The 21734-nt window shown below is 67.0% G+C and carries 21 protein-coding genes; 10 read left to right on the top strand and 11 right to left on the bottom strand.

What is annotated here, in order from left to right; all coding sequences use genetic code 11:
• Positions 1–386: 386 nt before the first annotated feature.
• Positions 387–815 carry a peptidase inhibitor family I36 protein gene (locus tag OHA77_RS05275; protein WP_406312935.1) on the bottom strand — a complete coding sequence of 143 codons (429 nt, stop codon included), beginning with the start codon at positions 813–815 and terminating at the stop codon, positions 387–389.
• Positions 816–1683: 868 nt separating this feature from the next.
• Between OHA77_RS05275 and OHA77_RS05270 the strand changes: the two genes are divergently transcribed.
• A complete protein-coding gene (locus OHA77_RS05270; protein WP_406316527.1) occupies positions 1684–2277 on the top strand; it encodes a hypothetical protein in 594 nt (197 codons plus the stop codon).
• 102 nt (positions 2278–2379) lie between these two features.
• Here the strand turns inward: OHA77_RS05270 and OHA77_RS05265 are convergent, their stop codons facing one another.
• Positions 2380–3066 carry a hypothetical protein gene (locus tag OHA77_RS05265; RefSeq protein WP_406316526.1) on the bottom strand — a complete coding sequence of 229 codons (687 nt, stop codon included), beginning with the start codon at positions 3064–3066 and terminating at the stop codon, positions 2380–2382.
• 305 nt (positions 3067–3371) lie between these two features.
• On the opposite strand from OHA77_RS05265, the gene OHA77_RS05260 reads away from it, so the two are divergent.
• Together OHA77_RS05260 and OHA77_RS05255 are read left to right on the top strand one after the other, a co-directional pair.
• On the top strand, positions 3372–3707 hold the full coding sequence (locus OHA77_RS05260; RefSeq protein ID WP_406316525.1) for a hypothetical protein: 336 nt from the start codon (positions 3372–3374) through the stop codon (positions 3705–3707).
• Positions 3708–4319: 612 nt separating this feature from the next.
• A complete protein-coding gene (locus tag OHA77_RS05255) occupies positions 4320–4652 on the top strand; it encodes an integrase core domain-containing protein (protein WP_406316523.1) in 333 nt (110 codons plus the stop codon).
• Positions 4653–4989: 337 nt separating this feature from the next.
• Here OHA77_RS05255 and OHA77_RS05250 read toward each other — a convergent pair whose 3' ends face one another.
• The gene (locus tag OHA77_RS05250) at positions 4990–5973 is read right to left on the bottom strand and encodes a GlxA family transcriptional regulator (protein ID WP_406316521.1); all 984 of its coding nucleotides are present in this window, start codon (positions 5971–5973) and stop codon (positions 4990–4992) included.
• A 104-nt stretch (positions 5974–6077) separates the two neighbouring features.
• Here OHA77_RS05250 and OHA77_RS05245 point away from each other — a divergent pair, with 104 nt between their 5' ends.
• The 4 genes from OHA77_RS05245 (at position 6078) to OHA77_RS05230 (ending at position 9388) form a co-directional block, all read left to right on the top strand.
• Positions 6078–7247, top strand: coding sequence for an MFS transporter (locus OHA77_RS05245; protein WP_406316520.1), 1170 nt, complete (start codon positions 6078–6080; stop codon positions 7245–7247).
• Positions 7244–7996, top strand: a complete 753-nt coding sequence (locus OHA77_RS05240; protein WP_406316518.1) for a methyltransferase domain-containing protein — start codon at positions 7244–7246, stop codon at positions 7994–7996. The genes OHA77_RS05245 and OHA77_RS05240 overlap by 4 nt, the downstream gene beginning before the upstream one ends.
• A gap of 152 nt (positions 7997–8148) precedes the next feature.
• On the top strand, positions 8149–8487 hold the full coding sequence (locus tag OHA77_RS05235; RefSeq protein ID WP_406316516.1) for a tyrosine-type recombinase/integrase: 339 nt from the start codon (positions 8149–8151) through the stop codon (positions 8485–8487).
• Positions 8488–8896: 409 nt separating this feature from the next.
• Positions 8897–9388 carry a hypothetical protein gene (locus tag OHA77_RS05230; protein WP_406316515.1) on the top strand — a complete coding sequence of 164 codons (492 nt, stop codon included), beginning with the start codon at positions 8897–8899 and terminating at the stop codon, positions 9386–9388.
• 42 nt (positions 9389–9430) lie between these two features.
• On the opposite strand, the gene OHA77_RS05225 is transcribed toward OHA77_RS05230, so the two are convergent.
• The gene (locus OHA77_RS05225) at positions 9431–10303 is read right to left on the bottom strand and encodes an aldo/keto reductase family oxidoreductase (protein WP_406319767.1); all 873 of its coding nucleotides are present in this window, start codon (positions 10301–10303) and stop codon (positions 9431–9433) included.
• Between the two features lie 105 nt (positions 10304–10408).
• On the opposite strand from OHA77_RS05225, the gene OHA77_RS05220 reads away from it, so the two are divergent.
• Positions 10409–11272: a LysR family transcriptional regulator gene (locus OHA77_RS05220; RefSeq protein ID WP_406316513.1), complete on the top strand. Its 864-nt coding sequence runs from the start codon at positions 10409–10411 to the stop codon at positions 11270–11272.
• 344 nt (positions 11273–11616) lie between these two features.
• Positions 11617–12183, top strand: a complete 567-nt coding sequence (locus OHA77_RS05215; protein WP_406316511.1) for a DUF1062 domain-containing protein — start codon at positions 11617–11619, stop codon at positions 12181–12183.
• A 17-nt stretch (positions 12184–12200) separates the two neighbouring features.
• On the opposite strand, the gene OHA77_RS05210 is transcribed toward OHA77_RS05215, so the two are convergent.
• The 7 genes from OHA77_RS05210 to OHA77_RS05180 all read right to left on the bottom strand — a co-directional run bounded on the left by OHA77_RS05210 (position 12201) and on the right by OHA77_RS05180 (position 17503).
• Entirely contained in the window at positions 12201–12983 is a 783-nt protein-coding gene (locus OHA77_RS05210; RefSeq protein WP_406319766.1) for an ABC transporter ATP-binding protein, read from the bottom strand.
• Positions 12984–13032: 49 nt separating this feature from the next.
• Complete coding sequence (locus OHA77_RS05205) at positions 13033–13818, bottom strand: ABC transporter permease (protein ID WP_406316509.1); 786 nt, start codon at positions 13816–13818, stop codon at positions 13033–13035.
• Complete coding sequence (locus OHA77_RS05200) at positions 13812–14642, bottom strand: ABC transporter permease (protein ID WP_406316508.1); 831 nt, start codon at positions 14640–14642, stop codon at positions 13812–13814. The genes OHA77_RS05205 and OHA77_RS05200 overlap by 7 nt, the downstream gene beginning before the upstream one ends.
• Positions 14639–15616, bottom strand: coding sequence for an ABC transporter substrate-binding protein (locus OHA77_RS05195; RefSeq protein ID WP_406316507.1), 978 nt, complete (start codon positions 15614–15616; stop codon positions 14639–14641). Before OHA77_RS05195 ends, OHA77_RS05200 begins: the two co-directional genes overlap by 4 nt.
• 416 nt (positions 15617–16032) lie before the next feature.
• Positions 16033–16506, bottom strand: a complete 474-nt coding sequence (locus OHA77_RS05190) for a GntR family transcriptional regulator (RefSeq protein WP_406316505.1) — start codon at positions 16504–16506, stop codon at positions 16033–16035.
• A complete protein-coding gene (locus tag OHA77_RS05185) occupies positions 16503–16709 on the bottom strand; it encodes a winged helix-turn-helix domain-containing protein (RefSeq protein ID WP_406316504.1) in 207 nt (68 codons plus the stop codon). The genes OHA77_RS05190 and OHA77_RS05185 overlap by 4 nt, the downstream gene beginning before the upstream one ends.
• Before the next feature lie 179 nt (positions 16710–16888).
• Positions 16889–17503: a hypothetical protein gene (locus OHA77_RS05180; protein ID WP_406316502.1), complete on the bottom strand. Its 615-nt coding sequence runs from the start codon at positions 17501–17503 to the stop codon at positions 16889–16891.
• Positions 17504–17955: 452 nt separating this feature from the next.
• On the opposite strand from OHA77_RS05180, the gene OHA77_RS05175 reads away from it, so the two are divergent.
• Entirely contained in the window at positions 17956–21588 is a 3633-nt protein-coding gene (locus tag OHA77_RS05175) for a CARDB domain-containing protein (RefSeq protein ID WP_406316500.1), read from the top strand.
• Positions 21589–21734 lie beyond the last annotated feature (146 nt).

The following is a 21734-nucleotide window of genomic DNA, read 5'->3' as shown; positions in this document are numbered from 1 at the left end:
TTGGAGAACACGCTGACCGGACGCGTATCGACCACTACCTCGCCGGGGGACGAACGTTTGCGACAACTTCGTAGAAGCCCTCGGTGAAGACCGATGGGCCCCGCGACGGCATATGGAAAAGGAACTCCTGGACGTGCCGTCCGTACACGCCGCTACCGCAGAGGGCTGAAGATTCCAGCGTCCGGGGCAGCGGCATGTACGGCGACCGGCTACGGCAGGGCTCAGGACCGGTGCCCTGCCGTAGCCGAACACCGTGCCGGCATCCCACGCGCTGTCCGCGGCAGGAAACACGTCACTTTCGTGAAGCGGCCAGAATTCAATGCTCGGTTGCTTCGGTATCCGCTATGGATGGTTCGGCATCCACCCTCGACCGACGATCGGTACGATCAGCCAAGCTCGATCTTGTCGACCTTGTTGTTCCAGGTCCCGCCCCCAGGGTAGGAGACGTTCCCGAGGTCCGGAATGAGCGATCCCGCATGGACGGCGAGTGTTTTGTCCGACTCCAAGAAGGAGCGGCTGTCGACCAGCGTCACCGTTGCGTCCGTACGGTTGTAGACACTGCTCACGCGGTCCCGCCAATCGTAATCGCCCAGATTCCTCGTTCCCGCTCCGATGTACCTGGTTCCGGCACCCGAGTACTGCGGCCATTCCCAGATGCAGACCCAGTGGACAGGGCAGTCGCTCAGGTCACGTACCCGCATGATGGCCGTCGACGTCTCGGCCTGAGCCGTACTGGCGGAAGCCGACATCGTCCCTGCCATGGTGAGTGCGGCGGCCACGGCAAACGTTGCCGTCCAGCGATTCTTCAAGCGCATTTTGCAGACCTTCCGGTTGATGTCTTGTTGACCTGCACACTGAGAGATAAGCCAAATGACGCAAGTTCTGCCGACCCGGGGAATATGACTCGACATCACCACCGGTGAGGCATCGCGGCCAATGACCTCTCACAGTCAAGGCAAACGCTATGGGGAGCGGAAGAGACAGCCAATAAGTGATCGTCTTGAATGCACAAGTGATCGTCTCGACGAGATGGTTGCTCGTACACAGAATCCTTTGCGTGCGCCCTGTACCGCTCGAATATTGAGTTACGCGACCTGAGCTGCGGTTAACCTCGATCTTTAATGATCTTCGTGTGGTTGGCTGAGTGATTCGGCTGAGGGTTGTTTTCGCTTCTGGATCGAGTGGCACACCTCGCCTTCTGATCCGTAGGTCCCCAAACGATGTCCAGGACCGTCAGACCAGTTCGCCGCGTAGGTCGCGACCGAGTCGCCTGTTCAGATCAGTCCGACTCGGTCCGGAGCCGTACGGGCCGTCGGCTCCCAAGACGGCTCCCGGGAACGGGCTTGCCGGCGCCCGTGTGAGCTGTCCACACTCCTCGTGGTGATCCGTTCGGGAAGCCCGCCCCCGCGCCTGCTTGGTGAGCTGTACGGCAACGCGTCAGGGCGCTGGCGCGGCGACGGTGTCTTGGAACTCGGCGGATCACCCAACCTGCGGATTAAAAGAAGTCAGTTCGATCGGTGCTTGAGGCTCTGGCCTGCGGGCGCGGTGTCCGTGGACGTTCGCCGAGTTCCGTTCAATCTGGTACGCATCTGGCACGGACGGCTCCGCGAATGATCCCTTAGGGTCGCAGGCCCGTCCTTGATACTGGGAGCCTCCGGCCTGCCCAGAAAGGTTGATCGGCCCGTGTTCGATGAGATCGTCGCCCGTTACGACGAGATGCTGGAACGCCTCTGTCTCGATACCTTCGCGTACACAGTGACGATCCCCGACTCCGGCGTCCTCACGATCGAGGATGCCATGCGTCGTCTCGGAGCCGCCCCCGCCGCGGTTCGAGGCCTCGGGGAACCGCACGACAGTGACCGCCTTTCCCTCTGCCAGGCCGGCAGCGGCGTCGTCACCCTGGACTGGTACCCGGTCGAACGCCAGGAGATTACCGATCGGCTCGCCGGCGACGGATTTCGGCACTGGTATCTGTGCTCCGACATCGAAGGCAACACCATCATGTACGCCCGCTATGGAGAGGCTGAGGGGTACCTCGAACATCCCGAGCCGGGATACATACCCTTCACTCCCTGGACAGATCGTTTCGGTCCCCTGAGCCCCTACACCGAGCTCCTCGTAAGCGGCTACGACAGCGAGGAAGCGGAGGCGCAGGTGGACATCATCGCGGCGTGTTTGACCGTGATCGAGATGGAAAGCGGCGTGTGTCTGGGCGAGGATCTGATGGACGGGCCTCATTCAGTAGTGTCGATCTCCGTGTGGAAACGTCCGGCCTGATGCTCCGGCGGCACGAGGGATCAGCGCGCCGTCTCGGCCTGGACCTTCACCACGACCACCAGGGAGCCATCGGAATGGACCACGGTGACCTCAGCCGCGCGGTCAAGGCCTGTAGACGTTCGACAGCGGCAGATAGGAGCTGAAGTGGTCGACCACGATGTCTGCCACGGCCTCCGCATCATCGAGCCCATCAACCTCAAGGACCCGTATGCCCAGGCGACGAGCGGAGCGGGCGGCCTCGTCGGCGACGAGGCGGTCTCGGGCGAGTCGGTTGCGCTGTGCTCGATCAGGGTCGCTGACCGTGTGATCGACGGCGGCGGCACGGGGCAGTTCGCGGAACTGACGCTCACGGAATTCCTCGCTCGGCACCATCACGATCATTCGACGGGGTGAGTCGATGATGGGGGCGACCAGTTCGGGACGCAGTCCCCAACCTTCGGCGATGATGGGTCGCCCCGATACCAAGCCGCGCAGGTCGTCCAAAGCCCACTCGAACCGCGTGGGGAAGCCGGCCAGAGTCTCGTCGGCCATCTCTTGAGGGCTGGTGTTCACCCAGACGCTGTCCGGGTCGGGGTCTGCGGTGGGCTCGCCGAGTCGCGCTCGGCGTGCGATCCGACGGTCATTGTGTGCACGCGCGTCGTGATAGTCGTAGTGGTACGCGGTCAGCCCGTACCGGGTGGCCAGCAGCCTGGCGACGGTGGATTTGCCGGCCCATTGGCCACCTCCGATCCCTAGGGCGCTATGCAAAGTACCGAAGGGATCCCAGACCTCACTATCTGTAGCGTTCACCGTTACATTCTGACAGCGTACAGACCAAAGAAGCAGTCTTGTTCTGCCTGCCCGGCCGGGAGATGATCGTAGAGAGGGGGAAGCGGCACACTCTCCGCTCGCAACGCGTCGAACGCCTTTGGCGCCGTAGCGCCTCCTGCCCTTGAGCGTCCACCTGAAATCCGCCGGTTCAGGGGTCCAGATCGGAGATCAGCCACGTCGCTCGGTGATCCAGGGTGAGGAACGAACCCTGCATCGTCGATCGCCCGCACGTACGGTGACCGGCCATACCTCGGCGATCGTAAAAGCCGTATCTGGGCGGCGGCGTGGCAACCCCGTCGGAGCGTTCGATCAGTGTGGCGCGGCATGCGTACGGCGGCCGGCCCGTAGTCCCGTGCCGTCCGGGACCGGCCCCCAGACCACACGCCCGGACGCCGGGCGGGTGGGGTCTGCTCGCCCTGGAGAAGACCAAGCCGCAGAGCAACAAGCGGTTCACCGACTCGGGGGAGACCCATGACGATCGTGGCCTCAAGCACCGGTACACGAAGGAGACCCGAGAGGTCCCGGTCCCGCCGGAGCCGGTGGCCATCCTCCGGGAGCACATCGACAAGCACGGGTCGGCGAGGACGGCCGGCTGTTCCGGACCCGCACGGGTGGCCTGATCTCCGGATCGGCGTACGCCAAGGTCTGGAAGGAGGCCCGAACTTACGCCTTCACACCTGACCAGGTTGTCCTGCACCGGGTTTGATGGAGACATCGAACCCGGTGCAAGACATCGCCCGCCACCTCGGCGATGTCACCTTGAGCACGATGTATCGGCAACTATCGCGCTGGGCCGCCGGTCAACTCATCCGAAAGATCAGACCAGGCGTCTACACCGCCGAGCCGATCTCCACAGCGCTCTTGCCACCAGCTCAGAAACCTTAACTACCTGGCCTTGGGCGAACCCCCCAACTCTCCACAGCGTGCCCTTGGTTGGCACTTGTGGGCCGCCGGTCCTCCCGTTTACGGTCAGGCGCCACCGCCAGCCTGCAGTGTCGCCGTCATAGAGTCGGTGGCGGCACCGGCAGGAATGAGGGTGATGGTTGTAGACGCCCGCGGCCGGTAGAGCCATCGAGGAGCTTGAGCAGACGCATCCGCGTGCTCGGCACCACCGCACATCCGAGCGCGAGCTGGGTCATCCAAGCGATCAGGAACCTGGTGATGGACCTGGCGATGTGGGATGCCGGGCGCGCTTTCTGATCAGAGACAGGGATGGGAAGTTCCCGGCGCTCATGGACGAGGTCCTCGTCGAGGCCGGTATCAACACGGTGCTCACCGGCATTCGGATGCCGCGAATGAACTCCATCATGGAGCGATGGGTGCAGTCCTGCCGTCACGAACTGCTCGACCGCTGCCTCGTCTGGAACGAACGCCACCTACGGCACGCCCTGCGCGAGTACGAACACTTCTACAGCCACCACCGAGCCCACCAAGCCTTGAACCAAGCCGCCCCGCTGCGTACCATCCCGGACCCGATCACAGACCTCGGACGAATCATCAACCTGAACATACGCCGACGAGACCGGCTCGGCGGTGTCCTCCACGAATACTCACATGCCGCTTGACCAGCATGGATGTAATTTTCGACAGGCGCAACATTCAACGGCGGCGCCCGCCTCCAGTTCATCGACCCGAAGACCGGCAAACTCACCCAACAGGGCACCGTCGGGGATCTCAACCTCATGAGCAGCCTCTACCTCGCCTTGTTCCCGGAGAACGTGCCGCAAATGCTGCGCTCCCACAACAAGGTCCTGGCCTACGACCTCAAGACCGGCAAACAACTGGGGGAATCGTCCGGAACCCAACGACACGATCTTCACGTACGTCCACGCCGACGATCAAGGCCTGCTGGCCCTGAAACCGGCGGCCGCCGCGACCCCCCGCTGACCGCGGCCGTCCCGGCTACTCCGCCGTTCCGTCCCGTTGAGTCGGCGGCGGCTTGCCGAAGGCCAGACGGTAGTCGCGGGGTGGCAGGCCGACATGACGGGTGAAGTGGTGACGCATGGTGAGAGGAGTGCTGAAACCGCAGCGGCGGGCGATGACGGCGATGGGCAGGTCGCTGACTTCGAGCAGGTGCTGCGCGGCCAGGACGCGCTGGGTCAGCAGCCATTGCAAGGGTGTGTCGCCGGTGGTCTGGACGAAGCGACGGGCGAAGCTGCGTTCGGACATACGAGCCAGGTTCGCCAGCTCCGGGACGGTCCATGGGCGGCCCAGGTCTTTGAGGACGCGTTCACGCAGTTCCGTCAGACTGTCGGACGGCCCCGGCCCGGCGGGGACGGGCCGGGTGATGAACTGCGCCTGACCGCCCGGCCGGAACGGCGCGGTGACCATGGTACGGGCGATCTCGGCCGCGGCGGCGGCGCCGTGGTCGCGGCGGACCAGATGCAGGCACAGGTCGATGCCCGCGGCCACGCCCGCGGAGGTCCACACGGTACCGTCTCCGACGAACAGGACATTGGGATCGACAGTCACCTCAGGATGGCGGCGGGCGAGATGCTCGACGTCGAGCCAGTGAGCAGTGGCCTTCCGGCCGTCCAGCAGGCCTGCGGCAGCCAGCAGGAACGCGCCTGAGCACAGGGAGGCGACGGTCGTGCCACGATCGTGCGCGGCGCGGAGCGCACTCACCACGTCCGGGCGGACGGGCCCGGCCGGGTCCTGGACGCCGGGAACGACGACCAGATCGCACTCGTCCAGGCCGTCCAGGTCATGATCGGGAACGCAGGTCACGCCCGGACTCATGGACAGCGCAGGGCCGCGCGGCCCGCATGTGCGCAGGTCGAACGCCGGGACGCCGCGATCGGTCCGATCCAGACCCCAGACCTCCGTGGCCACGGCGTAGTCGAAGACGCGGACGTGCTCAGTGACCAGGATCCCGACAGAGCGCATGGCGGAAAACTATCTCACATTTGCGTTTCTGCCACTCACGACCCGACACACCCGGCGACCAATCTCGTAGGGGATTGTCCCCGTGAAGTAAGGAGCGCAATGTCATGCCGCTGGCTCTGCTGGCCTTGGCCGTCACAGGTTTCGGCGTCGGAACCTCCGAGTTCGCCATCATGGGCCTGCTTCCGCAGGTCGCCGCGGGAGTCGGCGTGTCTATGCCGGCCGCCGGCGCGCTGATCAGCGGATACGCCGTCGGCGTGATCGTGGGGGCGCCGTTGCTGACCGCGATCTCGGCACGCCTGTCGCGCCGTACGACTCTGCTGATCGTGGCGGCGCTGCTGATGGGAGGCAGCATCCTGTCGGCGATCGCGTCCGGCTACGTCATGCTCATGCTGGCCAGGGTGGTGGCGGGCATCCCACAGGGCGCGCTGTTCGGCGTCGGGTCGGTGGTGGCAGCCGAGCTCGTTCCGCCGGAACGACGCGGATGGGCGATGTCGATCATGTTCGGCGGGTTCACCCTCGCCAACGTGGCCGGGGTACCGCTGGTGACCTGGCTGGGGCAGGCTGTCGGCTGGCGGGCCACATTCTGGGCCGTCGCCGGGCTCGGCGCGCTGTCCCTCGCGGGCATCGCGGCGCTGGTGCCCCGCCGGCTACGTCCCGAGGGCGAGGCCGGGCTGCGCCCGGAACTGTCGACCCTGCGCCGGCCGCAGGTCTGGCTCGCGATGGCCGTGACGACGGCCGGCTTCGGCGGCGTCTTCGCCTCCTTCACCTACGTCGCCCCGATGATGACCCAGGTCGCCGGTTTCAGCAGCTCCAGTATGACGGCGCTGCTGGTGGTCTTCGGGCTGGGCATGGCCGTGGGCAACCTGCTGTCAGGCCACTTCGCCGGACGACGGCTCATGCCCAGCCTGTACGTCTTCCTCGCGGGACTCACCGTCGTGCTGAGCCTGTTCGTGGTGACGGCGCACAACCGGATTCTCGCCGTCTGCACTTTGTTCCTGCTGGGACTGTTCGGTTTCGCGACCGTCCCCGCTCTGCAGATGCGCATCCTGGACAAGGCCATCGGCGCGCCCATCCTCGCCTCCGCGCTGAACCTGTCGGCGTTCAACGTCGCCAACGCACTCGGCGCCTTCCTCGGCGGGTTGGTGATCAGTGCCGGGTACGGCTACACCAGCCCCAATGTCGTCGGCGCCGTACTGGCCGCCGCCGGGCTCGCCCTCGCCGTCTGTTCGGGTGCGATCGACGCCCGCGCCAAGAAAGAGGCGGTCATCCGATGACTCCCGACGTCGAACGCTACACACCCGGCCATAACACCAACGCCGTCGACTTCATGGCCGCCAGGAGCGCCGCGACGCACGCCGGCTTCTTCCTGCCCCATCTCGCACCGGGGCTGTCGCTGCTGGACCTGGGGTGCGGGCCAGGCACCATCACCACCGACCTCGCCGCCGCCGTGGCGCCAGGGCGCGTGCTGGGTCTCGACCGACAGGCGGCCCAGCTCACGGGCGCACGTACGCTGGCCGCCCGGCGAGGCCTCACCAACGTCGAGTTCCAGGAAGGTTCCTGCTACGACATCCCGCTGGACGACCAATCGGTGGACCGCGTCTTCTCGCACGCCCTGCTGGAACACCTGGCCCACCCGGTCCGCGCACTGGCCGAGATCCACAGGGTCCTGCGGCCTGGCGGAACGGTCGGCCTCCGCAGCCCCGACTGGGGCGGCTTCCTCCTGAACCCTCCCCTGGACGATGTCATCGACGCCTACACCCGCCTGCAACAGGCCAACGGCGGTGACCCTTACGTCGGTCGCAAACTCGGCCGGTTCCTTCGCGAGGCAGAATTCATCGACATCTCCCTGGACGTCCACTATGAGCGCTACGCCGACCCGTCCCGCATCGCCGGTTACCTCGCGATCCAACTCGACCTGGCAGAACAGCCCGTCCACGCCGACCGGCTCCGCACCTGGGCCACCGACCCGGACGCGCTGTTCGCCCAAACATGGGTCAGCGCCACCGCCACCCGACCCCACTGACGCCAACGGCGTTCCACACCCAGCAGTCATACACCAGGACCGCAGGACACCGACGCCTTGGTCCGCACCATCGCCCTGGACACCGATACGTGCCAAGTGCTGCGCGCCCACCGGCAGCAGCAACAGAGGGAACGGCTAGCCATGGCCGAGGCGTGGATCGACACCGGGTTCGTGTTCACCCAGCCCGACGGCAACCGCCTGCACTCCAGCACGTCTCCGACCAGTTCCTGTGGCTGGCCTACCTGGCCGGCCTGTCACCCATCCGGCTCCACGACCTGCGCCATGGCGCCGCCTCGCTGATGCTGGCGGCCGGGGTGGAGATGAAGGTGGTGCAGGAAACGCTGGGACACACCTCCAGCGCGTTCACCGCCGACACCTACACCTCCGTCTACCCGCAGGTGGCCACCGCAGCGGCCGAGAAGACCGCCGCCCTGCTGTTCGGCAAGGAAGACCAAGCCGAAACTGGAAAGCTCATCTCGTTGAGGAGTTGACAGTCGGATTAAGCGTCCGGCTCCGCGTTCGCCGCCTGCTCGCGGCGAGGCGGGGCCGCTGCTCTTGCCGTGCAGGCTAGGAATGACGGATGATCATGATGTGTGCAGGGTTGGTGAAACCGAGCACGTACGGAGCACGCAAACGCTAGACGAAAATTCTAGAACGCATCCGATCCCGCATAGCCGCAGGTCATGCCATGATCAAAGCGCGCCCTGCAGGATTCGAACCTGCGACCGTCGGATTAGAAGATCGACCTGGCATCGTTCCGGACGGTTCAATGCAGGTCGGCGGGTGTGAGTGGTCCGTCCTGGTACTACATCAGTAGATCTTTAAGCTGTTCGGCAGCGGGACTGCGGATGTATCGGTGATGGTCTGCGAGTGACCTTGTGCCTCACCTACGATCTCGCCGTGTCCTGGGATGCCGAACTCACGGCGTTGACCTCGCGGATCGCTGATCGACTGTTCAAACGGCCGGAGCCGGAGGCGACCTTCGGCGACCTGGTGCGCGGGCTGCTGGCCGATGTGCCGCGCAAGAACTCCTGGCAGCTGGCCGACCACCTCCTGCTGACCGAGCTGGCCCACCTCGACCTGGCCTACGTCCATCTCGAGGCCACCGCCGACGAAGACGTGCTGATCGGGCTGCGCCGCGTGTGGCCGGGCACCCTCATCATGAACCCGGTGCTGCCGATGGGCCCGAAGCAGACCGGACGGGCGGAGGCCGACCGATGGCTCGGGCTGGGCGCCGACCTCATCAGCTTCGGCCGCGGGTTCCTCGCCAACCCCGACCTGGTCGAGCGGCTGCGTACCGGCCTCCCGATCGCTCCCGTCGACGAGGCGACGTACTACCAGGGCGGTGACGCGGGCTACCTGACCTACTCGACGTACCAGTACACCGCCTGACGCCGACGGGCGTCGGTGCTGTCGCGGCCGGGCTGCGTCCTGCTAATGGCCGATCTTGTCCAACTCGGCGAGTTCCTCATCGGAGAGCGAGAGTCCCGCGCCGGCGACGTTCTCGCGCAGGTGCGCCACCGACGAGGTGCCGGGAATGAGCAGGATGTTCGGCGACCGCCGCAGCAGCCAGGCCAGGGCGACCGACGTCGGCGTCGCATCCAGCCGGGTGGCCACGGCAGAAAGCGCCGTGGACTGCAGCGGGGTGAAACCGCCGAGCGGGAAGAAAGGCACGTAGGCGATGCCCTTGTCGGCGAGTTCGTCGATCAGCTCGTCGTCCTGACGGTAGGCGAGGTTGTACATGTTCTGCACGCACACGATCGGCGCGATCGCCTGCGCCTCGGCGACCTGCTCCGCCGTCGCGTTACTCACCCCGAGGTGCCGGATCAGGCCCTGCCGCTGGAGTTCGACGAGGGTCTCGAAGGGCTCGGCGAGCGAGCCGGGCTGGGGCCCCTGAGCGTCGCCGATCCGGAGATCGACCACGTCGAGCGAATCGAGGCCGAGGTCCTCAAGGTTCTCGTGGACGGCGCGGCGCAGGTCCTCGGGCTGCCGGGCAGTGGGCCAGCCGCCCTGCTGATCGCGGACCGCGCCGACCTTGGTCACGATGTGCAGCGATTCGGAGTAGGGGTGCAGCGCTTCACGGATCAGCTGATTGGTGACACGTGGTCCGTATGCACCGGCGGTGTCGATATGGCTGATCCCGAGGCCGGCGGCCTCGCGCAGGACGGCGAGCGCGCCGTCGCGGTCGGCAGGCGGGCCCATGACCCCGGGGCCGGCGAGCTGCATGGCGCCGTAGCCGAAGCGGGTGACGGTCAGATCGCCCAGGGTCCAGGTGCCGCCGGGCAGTGACGCGGAGGGTGTGTTCATGGTTTCGCTCATGCCGTCGATGTTCGCTTGCGGACATGCGGCGCATCCAACACCGATACAGTGCCCTGTCATACTCGGTAGGTATCACCGAAGTACGCTGTGGCCATGGACACCTTGGAGACCCGCGAGCTGAGGTACTTCGTGGCCGTCGCAGAGGAACTGCACTTCGGTCGCGCCGCCGAGCGCCTCGGCATGGCCCAGCCACCGCTGTCCCGGGCGATCCAGCAGCTCGAGCGGCGCCTCGGCGTCTCCCTGCTGAAACGCAACCGCCGCGGCGTTTCCCTGACCGGCGCCGGAGAGATGCTGCTGCACGAGGGCCGCGCAGCCCTCGACGCGACCACCGCTGCCGCTCGCCGCACCCGTCGCGCCGGTGGCGCCGACAGTCCGGGCGGCCCCCGCAACCGCCTGGTGCTGGCGGTGAAGGCCGGCGCGTCTCACGAGCTGCTGCACAAGCTCCTCGACGCCTACGCGGCCGAGCCCGATGCCGCCGAGGTCGAGGTGCTGCCGAGCGGCACGTGTGAGCAGGAAGAGATGCTGCGCGACGGCCGCGCTGACGTGGCGCTCATGCACGCGCCGTTCAACTCCCTCGCCGGGTTCGACAGCGAGGAACTGATGACCGAGGGGCAGGTCGCCATCCTGCCCGCTGTGCACCCCCTCGCCGCGCAGCGGACTTTGTCCCTGGCGGACGTCAGCGACATCCCCGATCTTCCGCTCGCCCGCTGGTCCCGCCACGGCGTTTACCCACCCGGCCCGGGCCCCGAGATCCACGACCAGACGCAGCTGGCCCAGCTGATCGCCCTCGGACGCACCGTGGCGGTCTTCCCCGACTCGGCCCGCGCCTGGCTATGGGCCGAGCACACTGCCGTCCCCCTGACCGACGCACCCCCCGTCGTCACCCACATCGCCTGGCCCGCGCACAGCCGCTCCCTCGCCCTCGCCGGTCTGATCCGCACGGCCACACGGCTATGAGCACCTCGACCGCCCGGCAGGGAAGGTCAGCATGCCGATCGCCGGCCTGCCAGCGGGTGAATTAATCGGTTGCGGCTCGGCAAGTGATCGCATAGCTTGCGATCGGCATCGTCGAATCCGTCGTGAGGACACCCGCGTGACCCCGCCTGCTCTCTCCGCCTGACACCTTTCCACAGCGCTTCGTCACCGACTCCGTCGGTACTACCGGGCTGTCCCGTTCCTGCGCGCCGCAACTGACGGCTCTGCCGGGACACCCCGGCTCTTCAGCGTTTCAGGCCGTGTGACCACGGCCTTCGTCAGGTCCGAGAGAGATCATGTCTTCACAACCTCATAGAGATCATTCCGTGCTGTCCTGGACCGTACGGCGGACTCGCCTGCCCCTGCTGCACTTCCACTGCCTGGAGTGCCGCTCGGCGGTGGCCACCGCCGAGCCGGGCAGGTTCCGGGTGAACGCCAACGGCAAGCTTCTCGACGTGTGGCTTCTCGTCCGCTGCGTGTCCTGCGACCAGACCTCGAAGATCACCGTACGTGAGCGAGTCCCGGTTCGCTCCATTGATCCCGTCCAGCTCCACGCGTTCGAAACCAACGATCCGGCGCTCGTCGTCCAGACGCTCCTGGACCCGTTGATCGCCCGGCGCAACCGGTTCGGCCTCGACTGGAAGGACGCATGGCGTCTGCATACGTCACCACCGCATCCGCCGGCGGATGCGAACTGGCCGATCCGGGTGGAGGTCGAGTTCCGTGACCCCGTGCCCATCCGCCCGGAGCGGCTGATCGCGCACGGTCTCGGCATCAGCCGGAGCGAGACCGAACGCCGGATCAAGTCCGATGTCCGCCTCAACCGCACCACGACCACGGACTTCGCTTTTGTCGTCCTTCCCGCCGCTCAGGGCGGGAGCAGGACGGGGTAGCCGCCCGGAGCCGACGGTCAGGAGGCTGGGCGGTGGCCGCTCTTGGCCTGCTGGACGAGCCCGTAGACATGGGCCCGGAGCTCGGCGAAGCGGGGCAGGGAGCGGGTGGTGAGCTGGTCACGCTCGTCCGGCAGGTCGATGGTGACCTCTTCGAGCACGACCGTCGGCGAGTTGGACAGGACGATGACGCGCCGGCCGAGGTAGACGGACTCGTCGATGTCGTGGGTGACGAACAGCACGGTGACCCCGAGGCGGTTCCAGAGGGAGCGGACGAGGTCTTCCAGATCGGCGCGGGTCTGGGCGTCGACGGCGGCGAAGGGTTCGTCCATGAGCAGGAGATGCGGTTCGTAGGCGACCGCGCGGGCGATGGCCACGCGCTGCTGCATGCCTCCTGACAGCTGCCAGGGGTGAGCGGCATGGGCGTCGGCCAGGCCGACGGCCTCCAGCGCCTCCTGGACGAGCCGCCGCCGTTCCGCCTTGGGGACCTTCTTCTCCTTCAGCGGGAGCTCGACGTTCTGCCGTACGGTCATCCAGGGGAACAGGCTGCGGCCGTACTCCTGGAAGACCACGGCCATGCCGGGCGGCGGGCCGGTGACCCTCTCGCCTTCGAGCACCACCTCGCCGGCGGTGCTGTCCAGCAGTCCGGCGACGCATCTCAGCAGGGTGGTCTTGCCCGCGCCGGAGGGCCCGACGATGCAGACGAGCTCGCCGAATCCGACGGTGAAGGTCAGGTCGCGGATCGCCTCGACAGTGCGGCCCCTGCCCTCGTAGACCTTCTTCAGGCCGCGGACGTCCAGCATCGTGGCGGAGGTCTCCGGGCGCGCGGCGCCGATGGGTGTGGTGGTCAACTCAACCCTCTCGCTGTGACGTACGCAGGCCGGTGTACCAGCTCAGCAGCCGGGCCTCTATCACCCGGAAGATCATCGACAGGACGATGCCGATCAGCCCGAGCATGATGATCCCGGTCCACATCTGCGGGATCGCGAAGCCGCGCTGGAACTGGATGATGGTGAAGCCGACGCCGTTGCTCGCGGCGAACATCTCGCTGATCACCATCAGGATGATCCCGATGGACAGCCCCTGCCGCGCGCCGGCGGCGATCTGCGGGCTCGCTCCCCGCAGCACCAGATGGACCAGGCGCGAGTGGCGGCGCATCCGGTAGCAGGAGGCGGTGTCGCGCAGCACCTCGTCCAGGGCGCGCACACCTTCAACCGTGTTCAGCAGCACCGGCCAGACGCATCCTGAGACGATCACCAGCACCTTCATCTCGTTCCCGATGCCGGCGAACAGCATCAGGATCGGCACCAGCACCGGCGACGGGATGGCCCGGAAGAACTCCAGCACCGGCTCCAGCAGTCCCCGGAGCGTACGCGACGAACCGATCGTGGTGCCCAGGCCCACTCCCAGCGCGACGGCCACCAGGTAGCCCACCAGCAGCCGGGCCAGGCTGGGTAGCACGTCGGCGGTGAACCGGCCGGTGAACCAGGTCTCGCCGAAGGTGCCGGCGATCTGGCTCAGCGGCGGCCAGAAGAAGTTCGTGCTGCCCGCCGTCGCCGTCCACCACACCGCGACGAGCAGCACCGGTACGGCCAGCAGGAGCAGGATCTTCCGGCCCGCGTTCGGCATCCTCACCATGACACTTCCCTGCGGATCGAAGGGTGCCAGCGCAGCACCCGGCGCTCGGTGGAGCGCGCGAGCACGTTGACGACCACACCTATCAGGCCGACCACGATGACCAGGGCGTACATCGACGCCACCGCGCCGGAACCCTGTGCCACCGCGATCTGCCTGCCGAGCCCGGGCGATCCGATGATCAGCTCGCCGGTGATCTCCAGGATCAGCGCCACCGCCGCGCCCAGCCGGAACCCGGTCACCACGTACGGCAGCGCTGTCGGCCAGATCACCGTGCGCACCTGGGTCAGCGCGCGGAACCGGTACGAGCGCGCGGTCTCCCGGGCGACCGGGTCCACGTCCTGCACGCCGTACAGAACCTGCACCAGCACCTGCCAGAAGGCGGCGTACACCACCAGCAGAAGCGTCGACCGCATGTCCGTGCCGAACAGCAGCACGGCCAGCGGGATCAGCGCCACCGACGGGATCGGGCGCAGGAACTCGATCGTCGAGTTCAGCGCCGCCCGCGCCGGCGGAATGCCGCCGATCAGGATTCCCAGCACCACACCCGCGATCATCGCGATCGCCAGGCCGATCGCCCAGCCGCGCAGCGTCTCCAGCAGGGCCTGCCAGAACTCCGCCGTCGTGGCCTGCTCTCCCAGCGCCGCGACCATGTCGCTGAACGGCGGCAGGTACCGCTCGTCCACCAGTCCGGCCCTGGGCGCCAGTTCCACCGTCGTCACCAGTCCGGCCAGGCCGATCAGGCCCAGCAGCCAGGTGGGCGGCGGGCGGTGACGGCGTCCGTCCTGGCCCCGTCCCGGCGTGCCCGCCGTCACCACCGCTGTCACGGAAGGAGCCCGCTGAGATCAGGAGCGGTCTGGATCAAGCCGTCCTGCAGGGCGAGCTTCGACAGGGTGTCGAGCGACTGGCTGTTGATCTCCGCGGGATAGGTCGGGAGCGTGAGCGAGTCGGTCAGAGCCGGGTCGATCTTCGTGTAGGTGAGCAGGGCCTTGCGTACCGCCTCCGGGTTGTCGGTGGCGTACTTCAGGGACTTCTGCATCGCGGCGGCGAAGCGCTTCACCAGGTCAGGCTTGGAGGTGGCGGTCTGCTGGGAGGTGAAGTAGCCGGCGATGGCCAGGTTCGGAGCGGTGTCCACGTAGTTCGACGCGATCACGCGGTCGCCGTTCTTCACGGCGGTCGCGAGGAAGGGCTCGACGACCTGGACCGCGTCGACGTTTCCCTTGTCCAGAGCGGCGAGCATGTCCGGGAAGGGCAGTTCGGTGAAGCTGACGCTCTTCGGGTCTCCGCCGGCGGCCAGGATCGAGGCCCGTACCGTGGTGTCGTTGATGTTGTTCAGGGTGTTGACCGCGACGTGCTTGCCGGCGAGGTCCGCGGCGGACTTCAGCGGGCTGTCCGCTCTGACGACCACTCCTCCGAAGTCCTTGCCCTGGACTCCCGTCGAAGCGGCGCCGGGCGCCACGACCTTGAGGGGAAGATTCTTGGACCGGGCGATGATCAGCGACGTGAAGTTGCTGAACCCGAAGTCCACCTGACCGCTGACGACGGCGGGGACGATGGCGGCACCGCCCTGGGCTGACACCAACTCCAGCTTCAGTCCTTCCGCGGCGAAGAATCCCTGCTGGTCACCGAGGTAGATCGGCGCCACGTCGATGATGGGGATGACGCTGACCTTCACCGGGGTGGGGCCGGACGAAGCCGGCTTGCCGCCGTCGGATGCGTCCGAGGAAGACGGCTGCCCGCCGCCGCATGCGGTGAGGAGGAGTACGGAGGCAGCGGCCAGAGCCGCGCGAATTCTGATCACGGTGCTTCTCCAGGGCGTCGGACAAGGGGGGCTGGAATCGACATCGGCACTCGTCACGGCCGGACGAGCCCCGTGGGACGGGCACGTCGGCGCGTTGTCCTCCGCCGTTCCACCGGCGCAGGTCGCGCTGCCGGTCCTCAGAGGAGAGCGGGCCGAACGTTCGGGTGCGTACAGCGATGCCCACTCGGTTGAGCAGCGGCGAGACGGCAGCCGGCCGATGGCTGTCCTCCCCGATGACACCGCTCGTTTGTGAAAGCGATGCTATGAATCATGTACGAGATTGTCAACGATTTGTTCACCAAGATCTACACCAAAGATGTCGGCACCTTGGTGTATCGTGGCATGACGAAAAGGCCACGGCGTGGAAAGCCGTGGCCTGCCGGTGGAGAGAGCCCGCTCCGGGATCGGCGGGAGGTTCAGGATCCGGCCGGTGCCGCTACCTCGGCCTGGGGCGTCGTGGCCTGGGAGATCCGGGTGATCTGGGTGATCACGTCGCGCAGGTGCTCGCGCATCGCGGCCTCCGCGCCGGCCGGATCCCGGGCGACGACGGCATCGACGATCCTCTCGTGCTGACCGAGGGAGACGGCGGAGCGCCCCGGCTGCAGCGACAGCCGAAACTGGTGGCGGACGAGCTGACCCTGCAACCGGACCAGGATGGTACGGGCGGTCACCTGCCCCGCGATCTCCTGGACCAGACCGTGCAGCGCCGCGTTCAGCTCGGAGTAGGCCAGCGGGTCGTGAGCCGCGACCCGCTCCCGCATCGCCTCCTTGATTTTGAGCAGCCTTCCGGCCTGCTCGGGCGTCACCCGCTCGGCCGCCTTCGCCGCCAGCAGGCCCTCCAGCACCATCCGCACCTCGGTGATCTCCACCGCCTCGGCGGTGGAGATCACCCGGACCCGCGCCCCTTGTTGCGCTGCACCTCGACGAGACCGTCCGCGACGAGCTCTCGCAACGCCTGCCGCACGGTGGACCGGCTGACCTGATAGAGATCGCACAGCTCGGCTTCGACCAGACGCTGCCCGGCGGCGAAGTGACCGTCCAGCACCGAGCGGCGGATCTTCACCACCAGATCTTGGGGATCGCCCGCTCCCATGCCCTTCCTCCCGTATCGGTCACCACACCGTGGCGACAGAGGGTGCCAACCCTACCGGCGCCGAACCCGGCACCACGATCCCCGACACCCCCCGGCGTTCCCGGCCCGGGTCCGCCGCGTCGGCCATGGATGATTCATCCCGGCGAACCATCGAAATCCACGGGTACGCGCTCAGCGGCTCAGCGCCGCGCCACGCCGATCCGGTCAAAGGCCCCCAGGGCTGACGCGGCGACCTTTCGGAGGAACTCGTCCGGGTCGTTGCGTGCCGCCCGGTTCAGTGGTCGACGAAACACCGGCCACTCGGCATAAGCCATCCCCCACAGGGCCCCTTCACGGATCGCCGCTTCATCTGCGAAGGCCCCGGCTTCAAGTCGTTCAACGAATCGCTCGTCCGCTTCGATCGGGGCTCCGAGCCCGCTGCGCGCGAGTGCCGCGCCCTTGCTGTCCGGAGCGGCTGCGGCATCGCACCCACCGATCAGCTCGTCGAACGTCGTCACCTGCGGGTGTGCGGCGAAGACGGCGACACAGCCCGCTACCTCCGCTGCGCCGAGCGAGCTCGCGGCCATGGCGAACGATGTGTTGATCGCGTCTTTCTCGGTGTACAACACGGTCAGCCCGGAAAACACCTCCCACTTCATCAGCAGCGGGCGACCCTTACTCGGAGCAGCCGGCTGATTCAGGGTCGTCTTCCATCCTGCGGCGGCTGCGATGGCCTGCACCTCGTCCGTCATGTGGAGGCTCTGGAATACGAAGCGACGGGACCGGAAACCGCCCGATCGCTCGATGACATTCATGTCTGCTCGGATCCTTGGAGGCATGATCAGTATGGGGAGATTAGCAGGGAGCAGGCTGCCTGATGTCAACGGCGGCTGCAGCTTGACCTCTGGCGTCGCGCGGATGATCTGCGCCGATGACCAGCAAGATCTGCAGGACCCTCCCTATGGCCGGCATTCACCGCCGTCCTGACCTCGTGTCATGTCCGACGTCGGGCCAGTTCGGAAAGCTGTTTCCCAACCGTTGACGCGCCCGTAGCACATATGTAACATTTGGCCAACGCTACGCAAGAATATTGCAACTAGCGTTAATTTTCTCGCTGTTCGTCGCAACTCTTCAGGGATGCACTGCATCCGTGCACCTGCCCCCCATCCGTGTGCGGTGAAGGCGCATGCCTTCACGCCCGATCCTGTCGTGCCTGACGAGAGACAGAAGAACGCGAATGAGAAAACCGCATCGACCGTTACGGCTGGTGGCGACCATTGTCGCCGCCGGCCTGCTCGTCGTGGGGTCGGTCGTCCCGGCCTCCGCCGCGGGCGGACCCAACCTGTCGCCGGGGAAGGCGGCTCAAGCCAGCAGTTCCACGGCCGGACAGGCGGTGTCGGCCGTCAACGACGGCGACCAGGCCACCTACTGGGAAAGTGCCAACAACAGCTTCCCGCAGTGGGCGCGGATCGACCTCGGCACCGCCACGAGCGTCGACCAGATCGTCCTGAAAGTGCCCGCGCCGACCGTCTGGCAGACCCGCACCCAGACGCTTTCGATCCAGGGCGGCGCCGACGGCTCCAGTTACAGCACCGTCGTGGCCTCGGCGAACTACACGTTCAACCCGGCGACCGGCAACACGGTCACGATCAACTTCGGCGCCGCGACCCACCGGTACTGGCGTGTCAACATCACCGCCAACACCGGCTGGCCCGCCGCGCAGATCTCCGAGTTCGAGATCTACGCCGCCGCCGGCGGCGGCGACACCGTGAAGCCGTCGGCCCCCGGCAACCTGGCCTTCACCCAGCCGGCCACCGGCCAGATCAAACTGGCCTGGACCGCCTCGACGGACAACGTGGGCGTCACCGGGTACGACGTCTACGCCGACAACCAGCTGCGGGCCAGCGTCGGCAACGTGCTGACCTACACCGACAACCAGCCGGCGTCGGCGACCGTGACGTACGTCGTGCGGGCCAAGGACGCGGCGGGCAACCAGTCGGCCGACAGCAATTCCGTGACCCGCACCGGCACCGGCAACCCCGGTTCGAACCTGGCGATCGGCAAGGAGATGGTCGAATCCGGCCACGTGCACACGTTCGTCGCCGCCAACGCGAACGACAACAACCTGGCCACCTACTGGGAGGCCGATTCCGGCGCGTTCCCGAACACGCTGACCGTCAAGCTCGGCGCCAACGCCGCTGTCAGCTCGGTCGTGGTGAAACTCAACCCCGACTCCTCGTGGGGCACCCGTACGCAGAACATCCAGGTCCTGGGCCGTGAGCAGAACGCCACGGGCTACACCAACCTGGTGGCGGCGCAGAACTACACGTTCAACCCGGCCTCCGGCGGCAACACGGCAACGATCAACTTCAACGCCACCGTCGCCGACGTCCAGCTGAAGTTCGCCGGCAACAGCGGCGCGCCCGGCGGGCAGGCCGCGGAGTTCCAGGTCATCGGCGTCCCGGCGCCGAACCCCGACCTCACGGTCACGAACCTCTCGTGGACCCCGGCCTCTCCCAGTGAGGCCAACGCGATCACCCTGTCGGCCACGGTCAGGAACGCGGGCACCGCGGCCTCTCCCGCGGACAGCGTCAACCTCAACCTCGGCGGCACGCTGGTCGGCACCGTCGCCATCCCCGCCCTGCCCGTCAACGGCACCGCCACGGTGACCCACAACATCGGCACTCGCGGCGAGGGCAGCTACCCGGTCAGCGCCAAGGTGGACGCGGACAACACGGTCTTCGAGCAGAACGAGGGCAACAACACCCTCACCGCGACGTCGCCGCTGGTGGTCACGCAGGCTCCCGGCCCCGACCTGCAGGTCCTCGGCATCACCGCCAACCCGCCGAACCCGGCCGTCGGGGCGCCGGTCACGTTCACCGTGGCGGTGAAGAACCGGGGGACCGCCGCGACGGGCGCGACCACGGTCACCCGTCTGGCGGTGGGCGGCACCACGCTCAACACCAGCACCGCGTCGATCGCCGCGGGCGCGACGGCTAACGTGGCCGTCAGCGGAAACTGGACCGCCACCAGCGGCGGCGCCACCATCACCGCGACCGCCGACGCGACCAACGTCGTCACCGAGACCAACGAGACCAACAACACGTTCTCCCAGGCGATCGTGGTCGGGCGCGGGGCGGCGGTGCCGTGGGTCGAGTACGAGGCCGAATCCGCCAGCTACCAGGGAACCCTGCTGCAGGCCGATCCGCTGCGCACCTTCGGGCACACCAACTTCGCCACCGAGTCCTCCGGCCGGAAGTCGGTGCGGCTGAACAGCACGGGGCAGTTCGTCGAGTTCACCTCGACCAACCCCGCCAACTCGATCGTGGTGCGCAACTCCATCCCCGACGCGCCGAACGGCGGCGGCATCGACGCCAGCATCAGCCTTTACATCAACGGCACCTTCTCCCGGAAGCTGACCCTCTCATCGCGCCACAGCTGGCTGTACGGGAACACCGACGGCCCCGAAGCGCTGACGAACACCCCCCAGGCCGACGCCCGGCGGTTGTTCGACGAGTCGCACGCGCTGCTCACGCAGAGCTACCCCGCGGGTACAAAGTTCCGGTTGCAGCGTGATGCGACTGACACCGCCTCGTTCTACATCATCGACCTGATCGACCTGGAGCAGGTGGCGGCACCGGCGAGTCAGCCGGCCGGCTGCACCTCGATCACGGCCTACGGTGCGGTGCCCAACGACGGGAACGACGACACGGCCGCCATCCAGCGGGCGGTGACGGACGACCAGAACGGTGTCATCGGCTGCGTGTGGATCCCAGCGGGGCAGTGGCGCCAGGAGCAGAAGATCCTCACCGACGACCCGCTGAACCGGGGTCAGTGGAACCAGGTGGGCATCAGCAACGTCACGATCCGCGGTGCGGGCATGTGGCACTCCCAGCTGTACACCCTGACCGAGCCGCAGGACGTGGTGGGCGGCATCAACCACCCGCACGAGGGAAACTTCGGCTTCGACATCGACGGCAACACCCAGATCTCCGACATCGCCATCTTCGGCTCGGGCCGCATCCGCGGCGGAGACGGCAACGACGAGGGGGGAGTGGGGCTGAACGGCCGGTTCGGCCCGAACACCAAGATCTCCAACGTGTGGATCGAGCACGCCAACGTGGGTGTCTGGGTCGGCCGTGACTACGACAACATCCCCGCCCTGTGGGGCCCCGGCGACGGGCTCGAGTTCAGCGGCATGCGGATCCGCAACACCTACGCCGACGGCATCAACTTCACCAACGGCACGCGCAACTCGAAGGTGTTCAACTCGTCGTTCCGCACCACCGGTGACGACGCCCTGGCGGTCTGGGCCAACCAGGCGGTGAAGGACCAGGTCGTCGACAACACGCACGACAACCACTTCGTCAACAACACCATCCAGCTGCCCTGGCGGGCGAACGGCATCGCGATCTACGGCGGCTACGACAACTCGATCGAGAACAACCTGATCTACGACACCATGAACTACCCGGCCATCATGCTGGCGACCGACCACAGTCCCCTGCCCTTCTCGGGGACCACGTTGATCGCCAACAACGGGATCCACCGCAGCGGCGGCGTCTTCTGGAACGAGGATCAGGAGTTCGGCGCCATCACGCTGTTCCCGTCGAGCAGGGACATCACCGGGGTCACCATCCGGGACACCGACATCTACGACTCGACCTACGACGGCATCCAGTTCAAGACGGGCGGCGGCAACATGCCGAATGTCGTGATCACCAATGTGAAGATCGACAAGTCCAACAACGGTGCCGGCATCCTGGCCATGGCCGGCGCTCGGGGCAACGCGACGCTGACGAACGTGACCATAACCAACTCGGCCACCGGCGACATCGTGAAAGAACCGGGTTCGAGCTTCGTGATCACAGGCGGTCAGCCCTTCCGGCAACCGCTCTGATACGAACGCAGGTGAAGTCCGGCACCTGAAGACCAGCCAGGTGGCGTGCTCCCCGGCGGAACGCCAGCAGGGGAGCACGCTCATGGCTGGTCACGCCGATCCGGCGGATCGCGGCGGCGGCGGCGAGCGCTGCGGTCAGGGCGGGG

This window comes from Streptosporangium sp. NBC_01639, assembly GCF_045209755.1.
Lineage (GTDB): Bacteria > Actinomycetota > Actinomycetes > Streptosporangiales > Streptosporangiaceae > Streptosporangium.
The sequence above is the reverse complement of the archived record's forward strand: the minus strand, read 5'-3'. Positions and strand labels throughout refer to the sequence as shown.